This is a genomic window from Arcicella sp. GW821-FHT09D11, from assembly GCF_059416265.1.
In genome coordinates, this window is record NZ_JBWKOV010000002.1 from 1,144,728 (window position 1) to 1,158,497 (window position 13,770).

General features: G+C 35.3%; 13 protein-coding genes. 8 read left to right on the top strand and 5 right to left on the bottom strand.

Annotated features, from left to right (window positions below):
* Positions 1-37: 37 nt before the first annotated feature.
* The gene (locus tag AC07N0_RS09915; RefSeq protein ID WP_494589044.1) at positions 38-3,475 is read left to right on the top strand and encodes a sensor histidine kinase; all 3,438 of its coding nucleotides are present in this window, start codon (positions 38-40) and stop codon (positions 3,473-3,475) included.
* 83 nt (positions 3,476-3,558) lie between these two features.
* Here AC07N0_RS09915 and AC07N0_RS09920 read toward each other — a convergent pair whose 3' ends face one another.
* Entirely contained in the window at positions 3,559-4,773 is a 1,215-nt protein-coding gene (locus tag AC07N0_RS09920; RefSeq protein WP_494589045.1) for an MFS transporter, read from the bottom strand.
* 77 nt (positions 4,774-4,850) lie between these two features.
* Positions 4,851-5,537 (bottom strand): FadR/GntR family transcriptional regulator, encoded by a 687-nt coding sequence (locus tag AC07N0_RS09925; protein WP_494589046.1) that lies wholly within the window; start codon positions 5,535-5,537, stop codon positions 4,851-4,853.
* 224 nt (positions 5,538-5,761) lie between these two features.
* Between AC07N0_RS09925 and AC07N0_RS09930 the strand changes: the two genes are divergently transcribed.
* Genes AC07N0_RS09930 through AC07N0_RS09955 form a run of 6 tightly spaced genes read left to right on the top strand, consistent with a single transcriptional unit; the run spans position 5,762 to position 9,103 of the window.
* The gene (locus AC07N0_RS09930) at positions 5,762-6,337 is read left to right on the top strand and encodes an RNA polymerase sigma factor (protein WP_492802657.1); all 576 of its coding nucleotides are present in this window, start codon (positions 5,762-5,764) and stop codon (positions 6,335-6,337) included.
* 7 nt (positions 6,338-6,344) lie between these two features.
* Positions 6,345-6,641: a hypothetical protein gene (locus AC07N0_RS09935; RefSeq protein ID WP_494589047.1), complete on the top strand. Its 297-nt coding sequence runs from the start codon at positions 6,345-6,347 to the stop codon at positions 6,639-6,641.
* Positions 6,638-7,123, top strand: coding sequence for a hypothetical protein (locus AC07N0_RS09940; protein ID WP_494589048.1), 486 nt, complete (start codon positions 6,638-6,640; stop codon positions 7,121-7,123). The genes AC07N0_RS09935 and AC07N0_RS09940 overlap by 4 nt, the downstream gene beginning before the upstream one ends.
* A 21-nt stretch (positions 7,124-7,144) precedes the next feature.
* Complete coding sequence (locus AC07N0_RS09945) at positions 7,145-7,891, top strand: YHYH protein (protein WP_492802661.1); 747 nt, start codon at positions 7,145-7,147, stop codon at positions 7,889-7,891.
* Between the two features lie 38 nt (positions 7,892-7,929).
* Entirely contained in the window at positions 7,930-8,487 is a 558-nt protein-coding gene (locus AC07N0_RS09950) for a toxin-antitoxin system YwqK family antitoxin (RefSeq protein WP_494589049.1), read from the top strand.
* A complete protein-coding gene (locus AC07N0_RS09955; RefSeq protein ID WP_494589050.1) occupies positions 8,477-9,103 on the top strand; it encodes an SCO family protein in 627 nt (208 codons plus the stop codon). Before AC07N0_RS09950 ends, AC07N0_RS09955 begins: the two co-directional genes overlap by 11 nt.
* Before the next feature lie 99 nt (positions 9,104-9,202).
* On the opposite strand, the gene AC07N0_RS09960 is transcribed toward AC07N0_RS09955, so the two are convergent.
* The 3 genes from AC07N0_RS09960 to AC07N0_RS09970 all read right to left on the bottom strand — a co-directional run bounded on the left by AC07N0_RS09960 (position 9,203) and on the right by AC07N0_RS09970 (position 11,754).
* Complete coding sequence (locus AC07N0_RS09960) at positions 9,203-9,880, bottom strand: hypothetical protein (protein WP_494589051.1); 678 nt, start codon at positions 9,878-9,880, stop codon at positions 9,203-9,205.
* A 12-nt stretch (positions 9,881-9,892) separates the two neighbouring features.
* On the bottom strand, positions 9,893-10,504 hold the full coding sequence (locus tag AC07N0_RS09965; protein WP_494589052.1) for a hypothetical protein: 612 nt from the start codon (positions 10,502-10,504) through the stop codon (positions 9,893-9,895).
* Between the two features lie 284 nt (positions 10,505-10,788).
* Positions 10,789-11,754, bottom strand: a complete 966-nt coding sequence (locus AC07N0_RS09970; protein ID WP_494589053.1) for a hypothetical protein — start codon at positions 11,752-11,754, stop codon at positions 10,789-10,791.
* Positions 11,755-12,179: 425 nt separating this feature from the next.
* Here AC07N0_RS09970 and AC07N0_RS09975 point away from each other — a divergent pair, with 425 nt between their 5' ends.
* Complete coding sequence (locus AC07N0_RS09975) at positions 12,180-13,403, top strand: TCR/Tet family MFS transporter (protein ID WP_494589054.1); 1,224 nt, start codon at positions 12,180-12,182, stop codon at positions 13,401-13,403.
* The last annotated feature ends 367 nt before the right edge of the window (positions 13,404-13,770 follow it).

Sequence of the window (13,770 nt, forward strand, 5' to 3'; positions counted from 1 at the left end):
TAAAAGATGATTTGTATAGTATAACAATCAAGTACCGATGAATATATTGGAGAATGAATCAAGAGCCCCTCAAGATTTTGAAAATATAAATGATAACTTGCTGGTAGCGATGTTCCAGTTAGTGCTATCCCCTGAAGGAGATATTTCTTTTCCTTATGTCAATAAGGTAATTGAAAAGATATTTTTTAATGTTAATAAAGATATTTTTCAGAACAATCCTTTAATATACTTACAATCTATCATCAATGATGATTATGAGGGCTTTTTTACTTCCCTACAAACATCTCAGAAACAACTTAATAATTGGCTTTACGAATTCAGAATATGCAAGGATGGCATTGATGTTAGATGGCTACGGGTATTTGCTAGCCCAGAAAGTAATTCGGATGGTTCAACCATTTGGCATGGTTACTTCAAGGATATTTCAATCTTAAAAGCGAAAGAAGAACTTATCATCCTAAAAGAAAATAGATTTCTATCAATTATTGAAAATTGTCATGAAGGCTATGTTTTGTTGGATAGTGATGTTAATTTTCTTGAAATAAATACTACGGGTAAAAAGATTTTAGGTTTTGATGCTGATGATAGTATCGACTTTATCAAAGCTAATATCAATATACATTATGAAGACCGACAATTATTAAATCAGGCTTTTAGAAAATCGTTTACAAACCCTGATGAATTAAATAAGGTAGAGTTTTGCATCAAGCTGGCTGATAATACGGATAAATGGCTTGAAGTATCAATACATAACCTACAACATAATCAGGGAATAGAGGCTATTTTGTTGAGTTTTAGAGATATCAATGACCAAGTGATTGCTAGAAAACAAAAAGAATTTGATGCCAAAAATTTAAAATCATTAATTGATAATACCCCTGAAATTGTATGGAGTATAGATACGTCATTTCGTTTAATATCCTATAATGCGGCCTTTGAAAAACTAATATTTGATTATTGTGGGGAGAGTGTTTATACAGGAAAAAACGTGTTAGATACGCTTAGTTCTATGCCAGCCCATCTAGCTCTCTACACTGCTTATTATGAAAGAGCAATGAGAGGAGAAACCTTTACTGAACAGTATAATATCTCATATAAACAAAATTTATGGAGAGAAGTGTCATTTTATCCCATGAAAATGGAAGATAAAATTATTGGAACGGCTTGTTATGGTAAAGATATAACGGAAAGAAAGCTCAGTGAGTTTGCCCTTCAGAAAACAAATGAACAATTATTGGCTGCTCAGAATATTGCTAGATTAGGCTATTGGGAAATAGATTTAATGGAGCAAAGTAATCACTGGTCAGAAGAAATGTATACTATTTTCGAGATAGCCACTGATCAAGCACCCCTCAACCTCGATGATGCCCTAAACTATGTTCATGAAGAAGATAAGGACAAGCTAATAGAACAACATGACTTGATGATGAATGAGGATAAGTACTTGAATGTTGATTTTCGTATCAACATGATAGATGGTAGGATTAAATACATCGTAATGAATGCCAAACTTATCAGAGATAAAGAAGGGAAAGCAAGTCAAATAAGAATTACTTCACAGGATGTCACAGAAAAGAAACAAGCAGAAAGAGATATTATAGAAAAGGAAAAGCGTTTTAAAGCCTTGATTGAAAATAGCTTAGAAGGAATTGCGATTGTAAATTTAGATAACAATATTTCTGATATTAGTCCTGGAGGTAAAAAAATATTTGGAATTAATAGCCTTGATGAGTATAGTAGAAATAGTATTCATGCTGATGATTTACAAGAACTTGGTAGAATTTATCATGAAGTATATAATAAACCAAATTATAATCCGACGGCATCTTTTAGATACACAAGACCTAATGGAGAATTATTATGGATTGAAACTCATTTCAATAACCAACTGGCAGAGCCTTCTATCAAAGGAATCGTTATGAATTTTAGGGATATTACTGAACGAAAGAAAGCAGAGCAATTGCTTAAAAGTGAACAGTATTTACTCAGAACAATAGTTGATAATTTACCCTTGAACGTATATGTAAAAGATTTAGCGTCAAGAAAGACTTTAATTAACAAAGCCGAGCTTGAATACTTAGGTTTTAAAGAAGAAAAAGAAGGGCTAGGCAAAAGCGATTACGAAACTTTTACAGAAGAATATGCTAAAATATTTATAGAGGAAGATCAAACTGTATTCAAAACGGGCAATGCCATTATTAACAAAGAAACATTAATTGATGACCCTAGCAAGAAAAGAGTATGGTACTTATTATCTAAGATACCGATGGTTAACGAGCACGGAGAAGTGGATAGATTGATAGGAATAAGTATTAACATCACCGAGCTAAAATTAGTAGAAGAACAATTGCGAGAAAGTGAATTAATGTTTAAAAACTTAGCTAAGAGTGTTCCAGGGGTTGTTTATCAGTTATGTGTTGAAGCAGACGGGTCAACTCATTTCCCTTATTTAAGCTCTAAAATGGCTGATATTTTCGGAATTGAATTTGATGTTAACGAGACAGATTTATCAAAACACATCTATTATGAAGATAAAAAAGCTTTTTTATCTTCTATGTATGTAGCTGTTCAAACGCAATCTGATTGGCATTTTGAAGGAAGGATTCTGAATGCAAAGAATGAAATTAAATGGTTTGAAGGCATCTCAAGCCCTACCACTATTGGTCAAAAAATTGTTTTTAATGGCATTATAATTGATATTACGGAAAGGAAAAATGCAGAAGAAGCCAAAAAACAACTTCGTCAATTAGAACTTTCGTTAGAGAAGGAAAAAGAAATCAATTTACTAAAATCACGCTTTATTTCTTTTGCTTCACATGAATTTAGAACACCCCTTGCAACCATCGTTACCAGCATTGATATTTTGGGTATTTATACTAATATGCTTAATAATATCGACATTAAAGATAAAATACAACATCATCTTAATAGGGTAACACTCCAGTCTAATCGGCTGACTGAAATGCTTAAAGATGTTCTTTTATTAGAAAAAACAGCGAATGACAAGCTCAATTTAGAATTAGAGTATATCGATATTGTAGCGTTAGTAAATGAAATCAACTCACAATATTTTTCAGATAGAAAAGACCTTAGAAAACTTGATTTATCTATACCCTTAGCGAGCAAAGTGATTTATTCAGATGCCTCGTTGTTAAATCATGCTATCAGTAATTTGGTTGATAATGCCTTTAAGTATTCAAAAGGAGGGGCTAATCCTAGTCTAGCATTGAATTTTAACGAGCATAATTTTACCATAATTATCAAAGATTATGGCATAGGTATTCCTTTAGAAGACCAGAAGAATTTATTTGAGATATTTTTCAGAGCCAATAATGTATTAGCGATAGAAGGAACAGGTTTGGGGTTGAATATTACCAAAGAATTTACCAATAAATTGGGTGGAACAATCACTTTTGAAAGCGAAGAAGGAAAAGGTACAGCATTTACATTAACCTTTCCGTATCAATATTGTTAAGTAAACATCCATCAAAAAAGCAGTCAGAAAACTAATTTCTGACTGCTTTTTTGATGGATGCGGATTATAATTCCGTTAACCCTTTATTTTACACGTGGCTTTTGGTTAGGTAATAAGCTAGTAATAATGCCCATTAACGGCAGGAATGCACATATTTTAAAGATATAGGCAATACTTGTAGAGTCTGCTAAGGCCCCTAATACCGCAGAGCCAATACCACCCATCCCAAAAGAAAATCCAAAGAATAATCCCGCTACTAAACCAATTTTATCTGGCATCAAGTCAGTAGCATATACTAATATTGCTGTAAAGGCTGAGGCGATGATTAGCCCGATGATTACTGCAAAAGCAATCGTCCAGAACAACGATAAATAAGGTAAGAAAAGCGTAAACGGAGCGGCACCTAATATAGATACCCAAATGATTTTCTTTCTACCATAACGGTCACCCAGTCTACCACCTAACACGGTTCCAATGGCAACAGCGCCAAGAAACATAAAAAGATATAATTGTGACTCTTTTACAGAGATATGAAATTTATCTATCAAGAAGAAGGTGAAATAATTGGTCATTGAGGCTAAATAGATGTATTTAGAAAACACAAGCGCCAATAAAATAGTGATAGAAAATATTACTTTTTTGCGAGGTAATTCTGATACTATTACTGATGAATTATCCTTAGTAATTGTTTTTCTGGCAGCAATTTTCTCTCCATACCATTTGCCGATGCGTAGCAACACAATAATACCGACGAAGGCGGCAATGGCAAAAAGACTTACATAATTTTGTCCTAAGGGAAGAATAATTAAAGCTACTAATAAAGGACCTACGGCACTACCAGCATTGCCACCCACTTGAAAAATGGATTGTGCTAATCCCTTCTGACCACCCGAAGCCAATTGTGCCACGCGCGATGCCTCAGGGTGAAAAACAGATGAACCCATGCCAATAAAACTAACCGATAACAGGATTAAATAGTAATGATTGGCAAAAGCCAGACAAACCAATCCTATTAATGAAAGCGTCATGCCTATGGCCAATGATTTTGGATTAGGCTTTTTGTCTGTATAAATCCCCACAAAAGGTTGTAGGATAGAAGCCGTAAGTTGAAAAACCAATGTAATAACGCCTATCTGAGCGAACGTAAGTTTGAATTCACCTTTCAAGATAGGATATAACGAAGGAATGGTTGATTGAATAAGGTCATTTAAAAAATGAGTAAAGCTGATGGCAAACAATATCTGATAAACGATTTGTTTGGTAGCAGGAGAGGCTGTTTTTGTTAGCGTACTATTCATCGGTATTAAAGTTTATTTCATCATATCATCAGATGAATTTGAATAAAATTAAAGTCAATTATTAATAAGGGTGAAAATTATAATCTTGAAATAATGCTGTTGGCAGCGGAGGCTGCTTTTTCAGGATTTTGAAGTTCAATCCATTGTAATAAGTCTTCGTGTAGTGAATGTGATTCCTTGAAGTTGTCAGTATTTTGATTAATACTTGCAAACGATTTTGTCACTTGAATACTCGCTGTTTTATAAATCTCTGTTAGTATTGGATTCCCACAAGCTTCGGCGATAGAGATATGAAAATTTACATCTGCATGAATACAATTTTGAACATCATTTTCTGTTGCAAACTTTTTTCTAAGACTTAGCCATTTACTACTTGTTTTTAATTGACTAGGCGTACGATTTAAGGCGGCTTTTTCGGCAATCTTTACTTCTAGTAAAGAGCGAACTTCAATAACATCCGCTATTTCTGCACGACCCATTTGGTCATTGAGCGACTCTTGAATTTTATCGGATGCCACAAATGTACCAACGCCCTGTTGAACAGCTAATAAGCCTTGGATAGATAAAATTTTGATAGCTTCACGAATACTAGAACGCCCGACACCAAAGAGTTTCATTAATTCAGACTCAATTGGGAGTTTATCACCAATTTTATAATTGCCCAAAGAAATTTGCTCAATTAGCCTATCGGCTACTTCTTCTGCTAATGTTTTTTTATTGATTAAGCTCATGTTATTATACATCATATCATCTGATGATTGCAAAGATAAGATTTTTAAGGTTAATACAAAAAAATATTCGATATTTTTGATTGAAGTAATATAAGTTTAATAACCATTTATCCCTAGCGAGGGACTTAAGTCCCTCGCTAGGGATAAATGGTTATATTATCATTAATTCAGAAATTTTTTTCATAAAATATTCAAATCCACCGCAAGTTTTTTTTATAAACAACATCTAAAGAATAAATGAACCTCGATTATTGCTAATGATTGAAACCGAACTGTTAGAAAAGTTAAAAAATGCTGATGAAGCAGCTTTTCGATTTTTAGTGGAAAAGTACCAAGACAAAGTATTTAATACTTGTCTGGGCTTTCTGCGGAATGTCGAAGAAGCTGAAGACTTAGCACAAGAGGTTTTTATTGAGCTTTACGAATCGATACATTCTTTTAGAGGCGAAGCCAAGGTCTCTACTTTCTTGTATAGAATAGCGGTGACTAAATCATTGGATTATCTGAGGAAACAAAAAAGGCAAAAGCGATTGAGCTTTGTTTTATCCTTATTTGGACTAGAAGACCAAATCAACACTGTAGGCAGTATCGAAACAGACCACCCTGGTGTATTGCTTGAAAATAAGGAAAGAACCAACCTAATGTTTAGTAAAATAGATGAACTACCCGAACGCCAAAGAGTTGCGTTTTCACTTCATAAGCTTGATGGATTGAGTTATCAAGAAATTGCAGAAGTGATGGAACTGAGCGTTTCATCCATTGAGTCTTTGATTTTTAGGGCAAAACAAAGTTTGCAGAAGAAACTAAAACAATATTACGAAACTGAAAAATAAGGGACATATGAAAAATATAGAAGAAGAAATATTCAAAACACTGGACAGTATTGATAAGATACAACCAGTATCGTCGAATCCATATTTGTATGCCAAAATCAAAAATCGTATTAATCAGCGTCCTTTGCCAGTGATAATGCCTTGGATGAGTTATGCAAAATTAGCGGTATGTATGTTCATTGTGGGTTTTAATATAGTGACTATCAGTAAAATTTACATTAGCAATAGCCAGCCTACCATGACTAAAGAAGAATTAGGCAATTATTTAGGCATATCAGGCACTCAAAATGTGTATGAACCATGAAAAATAAATATAATTGGATAATCGGCTTCTTGGTGGTGATGAATATCATGCTATTAGGTACGATTTGGTTTTCTCACCGAAGACCTCCACATCATGATAGACAGGAAGTCAGAAAGCTGGTAGAGAAAACCCTTCAATTTACCAAGGCTCAGAGCGAGCAGTATGATGTACTTATTAATGAGCATCAACGTGATTTGAGGGCAATCAATGAGGAAATATTGCCATTGAAAAATAAGCTATTCCAAATGGTTGGTTCGCCCGAAGATACTGTAAAAACACAGGTGTTATCTGAAAAAATAGCCCAACTAATTGTCAGGCAAGATTTAGTGACGGTAAATCATTTTAGGAAAGTAAGAAATACGATTTGTACGCCAGCCCAAAAAATATTGCTAGACCACCTACTATCAGAAATTTTAGCAAAAATGGCTCATCAAGGTGGCCCTCCGCCACCAAGAGGCGAAGAAGGAAGAAGACCAGAATAATTAACTTAACCCATTAAAACTATGAAGTATTACTCATTAATCGTGCTTTCAATTATTTTCTTAGCTTGTAAACAAAGCGATGATACTAGCGTCACACCAACTACTACAACATCAGATGTGGATATTTCGGTCATTAAAAATAAGTTCTCGGGTGTTAGCGTTACCGCCACCGTGGAAGGAGATTATCTGGTGATTCGGAGCAATGGTATCCCAGACCATAAGAGTCCGTATTTTGCCAAAACCGATGCGCGTTATGAAGCCTATAATGGCACCAATACTAAGTTTAGTATAAATCCGAATAGCATTTCAGAGCAAGCATTGGTTTTTAAAATACCCTTACACCCGACCAAAGCTAGTGCTTCAGCAGCGACGCCTTTAGGACCAATAGGGGTTTCATTGAATGGTATTCCTTTTTTTAATCAATATGCAGGGCCTAATCAGCCTTTGACCAACGAAATAAATTCTTTTGACCAATATTTGGGACATCCCCAGCAAACGGGTCAATATCATTATCATCAAGAACCTGCTTACCTAACCACTAAAAATGGGAAAAGTGCTTTTTTAGGATTACTGCTCGATGGATTTCCTGTATACGGGCCAGTAGAAAATGGAAAAGCCGTAACCAATGCTGATTTAGATAATTTACATGGGCATTCGCATGCTACTACCGAGTTCCCCGCTGGTATTTATCACTACCATATTACCGATGCTGACCCTTATATAAACGGAACAGGCTTTTATGGAACATCTGGAACAGTGAGTAAATAAATGAGTAGGGCTATTAGACCGAAGAATGCTTTAATTCAATGGTAAAATTTATCACTTTATTGCTTTTTATTATAGTATCATGCCAGTCGTCCCAAGAGGAGATTTCTTGGGATGATAAACTATTCCATCAAAAAGAAGAATACCTGTATTATCAAAACAAGCCATTTACTGGAGCCGTTTTACAGTTTTATACAGACCATAGAATACAGTCAAAACAATACTTTTCAGCAGGGAAATTAGATGGCTTGTCAGAGAAATGGTTTGAAAATGGGCAGATACAAGAGCGTAGGTACTTTACAGAAAATCACAAAACAGGCAAACATGAAGCTTGGTGGGAGAACGGACAACAACGATTTGAATACGAATTTAACAATGACGTACCTATCAAAACACACAAAGAATGGTATCCCAATGGTCAGCTTTTTACCATAAGCAATTATGATGAAAATGGACAACCAATGGGTGTACAACAAATGTGGTTTGATGATGGCAAGATAAAAGCGAACTATGAAGTGAAAAATGGTCGACGATTTGGCTTATTGGGTGCTAAAGGCTGTATGGGTAAGAATGAAAACTCAGTTACGAATGAAAACTAGCTACATTATCGCCTTGTGTATGGCTCTAGTCTGTTGGAGTTGTAAAAGTCCTAAACAAGAGCAACTGCCTTTTTATAATACGCCTGATTTTACGGCGGTTTGGCAGTCCGAGGAAGTATCTCATAAACTTGCACCTTTTCAATTTCAGAATCAGGATAATAAGAGTATCAACGAAAAAGACTTATTAGGTAAAATCCATGTAGCCAATTTCTTCTTTACGATTTGCCCAAGTCTATGTCCGAGATTGATGGAATCTATGCAAAAAGTATCGCAAGCTTTTCCTAATGATAGTATCGTGCGGATAATGTCTTATAGCGTCATGCCTAATCGTGATAGTGTAAGCGTTTTAAAGAATTATGCTATAACCCATAAAATTAACACACCAAAATGGAATTTATTGACAGGTGACAAGAAAGCCATTTACCAACTTGCGAGGAAGTCATATTTTGCAGATGAAAATTTAGGCGTTCAGAAACAAGAGAATGATTTCCTGCATACTGAAAACTTTATATTAGTAGATAAACAACTGAGGATAAGAGGAATTTATAATGGAACAATTCCCTTAGATATCGAGCATTTGATTGAGGATATTAAAGTATTGAAAGGTGAGGAGTAAAATTGAGTTATTCTGAATATGTCCTTGTAATAAGTTTTGTATTGATTATTGTTTTCCATTTAGGGTGCGACTTAAGTCGCACCCTAAATGGAAAAACACTTACTTTATTACATACCTAATGCCTAATCCATAAGAGAATGCAAGGCTAGGAGTAAAGCTATAATTAAATTGTTTTTGGGTGAAGTTTTCGGTGGTTCCTCCTTGAAGAGGAGATATTTTCCCGTCTGTCCACGCATAATTTAAATTAGCAACATTCAAATTGAGTAAATTACCAGTAAATGCCCATTTATCATTTAAACGATACATTATTCCTCCATTTCCAAACAAATTTAATCCAAGACTATTAGTAGTTTGTTGGGTATAATTGACTGAACCGCTATTTTGAAGTGTTTTAGATTGCAAATTTCCATAATTTATTCCTCCCATAATACGGCCATAAATACCGATTTTTCCAAAGATACTTTTATAGTATTCATGCCCTTTGTTCAAACCAATACTCAGAACCTTGTTTTGAAGTGCTGAAGTTTGATAAGATTGATCCGTGTAATTGATGTTCAATGAAAGAATACGGGCTGTATTTTTAGTGCTATATTTCCCCCAGTCTACCCCAATTGCATAGGTCTTTTGTCCCGCCATATTATTGCTTGAACTCAAGGATTGATTAACATTCAATGAGCCTTGCAGAAAAGAATCACCAGCATTAAACTGGGCTTTTGAATAAGTATTCGCTAACAATATGATAGCAAAAATGTATATAAATTGTATGTTTGATTTCATCTTAATAGGGATTTAGAATGTTTTGCCAATTGAAATAGATAATGAACTTACATTCATGATACTATTGAGCATTAAATTCGTCTGCTGTTCTGTACCTATCTTATAATGTTGTAAATTCAAATTTACCAAAGAGGTTTGGCCGTTGATAAATAGATTTTTCTTTAAGAAATAACGTGCTCCGAAGTTCACACCTGCTTCTAGCTGATAAGTATTGTAATCATAAGTATAGGTAATATTGCCCGTTCTGAATCCATAGCCAACCTTCCCTACGATTTCTCCATAAATAGCTAATGATTTATTCAATGGCTTAAATTTATCTACAAAATAACCTGCTTTTATGGTATGAAAATAGTTGTTGTTTGTAGATGAATTACTACTAGAGTAAGTGCTTGATTGTAGGGTATAATCTAACAACCAGCCCTTTGCCAAAAAATCCTCACTGAATTTAGCTCTTTTAAAGCCAATCGCTATCGTGTGGTTTGCGTGGTCAGTCGTCAAAGATGTTGCCCCTTTAGTGTCGTTAGAGGTAATATTTCCACTGAAGGTACCCTCTACTTGCCAAAATTTAGTATCCTTTTCATACTGGGCTTTAGAGAGGAGGCTGACCATGAGAAAAATCATCATCAGCAAAGAGGTTTTTTTATGAAACATAATTTAAGAGTTTAAGTAAGTGTTTATTATTTAATGACGAAAGTACTAGCTTGTGTTAAAACAAGCAAATAAGTGAAAATAGTCAGTATCATATTTATTTAAAGCTTATGGAAACCTTTGTTGATGTTGATAATCAACGATATAATAGTGGCTTATACGTGGCTATGACAATTGATGTTGTGATAACCCCTACAAAAAAAAACGGTTGTAGTAAATAAATACTACAACCGTTTTTTAAATGAAGATACATTCTTGCTTTACTTCTGTACTTTAATATCGAAATTAATAGTGCCTGCTACACCCGTTACTATGCTATTGATTTTAATAAGTCCCTTTTTACCTCTACCATTCAAGAAGGCATATACTTTGCCTGATTCAACAGCAATAAATTGAGGAGCAGTATTAGAGATACTCAAAGCTCCCAATGCTACATCATTAGCAGTGGCAAAGTCTACAGCAGTAGGTGCTACCGCAAAATAAGTAGGCGAACCTCCGCCCGTATAAGAACCTGAGCAATCAGTTGCAGTTGCTGTGGTACTTAAACTAAAGCTAGCACTTCTGGCTGGGTTAGACATCAACGTTGATTTGACAGGTGAACCCACAGATGCATACGTAATATCTACATACTTCATGTTTGAATCCAAATCACATACTTTATAAATATCGCCTGTAGCTGAAGTTACCCTTGAACCTGCTGCATTCGATTGCGCCCCCAAAGTAAGGGAAGTCCAAGAAGCAATTTGAGCTTCAGAAGAAACATTTACGACTAAGGTTCTACGCGTTACATTCGCAGAAGTACTATTGGCATCTGTTGACGTATTATCATATACATCAAAATGGATATAAACTTTTCCTGACGTTGGCGAAACAGTATAGTCAATCGTTTGTGTTTGTTCGTCTTTATTTTTCAATTTAATTTCAAACAAAGGTGTGGCATTGGCAGGACGATAATTCGCAGTAGTTTCTACAAAAACCCGAAGGATTCGAGGTTTCCCTCCTGATGCTGTTTTCTTGATTAACAACGATACGTTTACATTATCCCCATTTGCCGCTACAACCGATGATGTTGAGTTGATAGTTGGGTCTGTAAAGGTGACATCTAGTCCGCCCGTTGCAGCAGGTAAAGTATTATCCACAGTTGTTGGTTGAATATCTGGCGTAACACCACACGCCGAAACCAAAGCCACTAAAATGACTACAAATAAGTTTGATAGTTTTTTCATGTTTTTACAGAAAATAATAAGCAAGGAATTAGTTAATTATGTTTAGTTTACAGAAGCTTGAAAGGACTTACACCGCAAAACAAAAAGGAAAATAGATTGGTTTTTAAATCTATTAGTAACAAATAATATTAGCCGATTTTCACAAAAATATGCAACCTGTACCGCTTAAACAAGCTAGGTACATCATCATGTGAGGCTAAAAAATAATGCTGACACAACATTGGTATTGAATTTCAAGCAGTTCTGGCTATCTATCAAAATGAAAAATAATGAATTGACTTACATAATTTATGATTATTACACATATAAAGGATATATTAAAATCATGCCAGTGATAGAGAGCCTTCAAAGCAAAAGGCTGTCTCTTTTACAAAAAATGCTTAACTTGCTACATAATTATTATCTGTGAATTCACTTCTTTTCTCATGTCAGCAAAACGAAACCCTGCTATTGTATTTATTTTCATTACTATATTGATTGATGTTTTAGGAATTGGGATTATTATTCCTGTTTTACCTAAATTATTACAAGAACTTACTGGTAAAGGCCTTAGCGAAGCATCACAATACTCTGGTGTTATGATGGCTGCCTACGCTTGTATGCAATTTATTTTTTCACCCATTCTTGGGGGACTAAGTGATAAGTATGGTCGTCGTCCTATTATTTTAGGCTCACTTTTTGGCTTTGGGTTAGACTATATTCTGCTTGGTTTTGCACCAACTATCGCATGGTTGTTTGTTGGGCGAATCATTGCAGGTATCACAGGGGCAAGCTTCACCACAGCCTCTGCTTACATAGCTGATATTTCAGATGATGAAAACCGTTCTAAAAACTTTGGTATGATTGGCGCTGCCTTTGGGGTTGGTTTTATTATTGGTCCAGTCATTGGAGGCGTATTAGGCGATATTGGCGTGAGAGTACCATTTTTTGTAGCAGCCGCATTAACACTTTTAAATTGGTTGTATGGCTATTTTGTATTGCCAGAATCGTTGAAGGTAGAAAATAGAAGAGATTTCGATTGGAAACGTGCTAATCCAGTAGGTTCATTAAAAAGCTTGGGTCGCTATCCAGTAGTATTAGGATTGGTGGGTGCATTTTTCTGTTTGCAATTAGCAGGGCAAACACACCCTAGCACTTGGTCGTATTTCACGATGAAAGAATTTAACTGGACTTTAGCAGAAGTTGGTTATTCACTTTCATTTGTGGGGCTAGTTGTTGCCATTGTTCAGGGAGGGTTAAACAGAATCATTAATCCAAAATTAGGAGATAGAAACTCTGTCATGGTAGGTTTATTATTTTATGCAGCAGGCTTTGCCTTGTTTGCTTTAGCTACCAAAGGCTGGATGATGTATGCTTTTATGATTCCTTTTGGCTTAGGCGGTATTGCGGGGCCAGCGTTACAAAGTATGATTTCTAAACAAGTACCTGCTAATGAACAAGGTGAATTACAGGGGGGGGTAACCAGTTTACAAAGTGTAACGACCATCTTCGGACCTTTGTTAGCCTCTAATTTGTTTGCTTATTTCTCGGCAGAAAATGCACCTGTTTTCTTCCCGGGAGCAGCCTTTATGATGGCAGCAGTTTTAACGATTATTGCTTTATTAATAGCCTTGAAATCTTTTCCTAGAAAATCTGTAGCAGAAGCGTAGGGAGTTGTGAGTGAAGAGTTTTGAATTGTGAGTGGGGAATTTTATGCCCTTATTCACCCACCTTGTTAGTCTGGGAAATCCTATAAAAACCTCAATAAGTGCAGAAGTACAGGATATTCCTATTAGGGTGTGACTTAAATCGCATCCTAATAGGAAGGCGAGATTTTCTAGGCTTCTGCTTTGTTGGTTTAGGCGATTCCGTAAAAATACCAACAAGAGCAGATAAAGTGGGAAAAACTTAATCTTTGAGGAACTATCTATACAAGATTCGAATTTTCCTTAGCTCAAAGCTCAAAGCTCAAAGCTCAAAGCTCAAAGCTCAAAGCTCAAAGCTCAAAGCTCAAAGCTCAAAGCTCAAAGCTCAAAG

Bases quoted from the DNA above. Each gene is read 5' to 3' on its own strand.
- AC07N0_RS09930 (WP_492802657.1), top strand. From the start codon at position 5,762: ATGATTGAAACCGAACTGTTAGAAAAGTTAAAAAATGCTGATGAAGCA.
- AC07N0_RS09915 (WP_494589044.1), top strand. From the start codon at position 38: ATGAATATATTGGAGAATGAATCAAGAGCCCCTCAAGATTTTGAAAAT.
- AC07N0_RS09965 (WP_494589052.1), bottom strand. From the start codon at position 10,504: ATGATGATTTTTCTCATGGTCAGCCTCCTCTCTAAAGCCCAGTATGAA.
- AC07N0_RS09920 (WP_494589045.1), bottom strand. From the start codon at position 4,773: ATGAATAGTACGCTAACAAAAACAGCCTCTCCTGCTACCAAACAAATC.
- AC07N0_RS09950 (WP_494589049.1), top strand. From the start codon at position 7,930: ATGGTAAAATTTATCACTTTATTGCTTTTTATTATAGTATCATGCCAG.
- AC07N0_RS09970 (WP_494589053.1), bottom strand. From the start codon at position 11,754: ATGAAAAAACTATCAAACTTATTTGTAGTCATTTTAGTGGCTTTGGTT.
- AC07N0_RS09935 (WP_494589047.1), top strand. From the start codon at position 6,345: ATGAAAAATATAGAAGAAGAAATATTCAAAACACTGGACAGTATTGAT.
- AC07N0_RS09960 (WP_494589051.1), bottom strand. From the start codon at position 9,880: ATGAAATCAAACATACAATTTATATACATTTTTGCTATCATATTGTTA.
- AC07N0_RS09940 (WP_494589048.1), top strand. From the start codon at position 6,638: ATGAAAAATAAATATAATTGGATAATCGGCTTCTTGGTGGTGATGAAT.
- AC07N0_RS09945 (WP_492802661.1), top strand. From the start codon at position 7,145: ATGAAGTATTACTCATTAATCGTGCTTTCAATTATTTTCTTAGCTTGT.
- AC07N0_RS09955 (WP_494589050.1), top strand. From the start codon at position 8,477: ATGAAAACTAGCTACATTATCGCCTTGTGTATGGCTCTAGTCTGTTGG.
- AC07N0_RS09975 (WP_494589054.1), top strand. From the start codon at position 12,180: ATGTCAGCAAAACGAAACCCTGCTATTGTATTTATTTTCATTACTATA.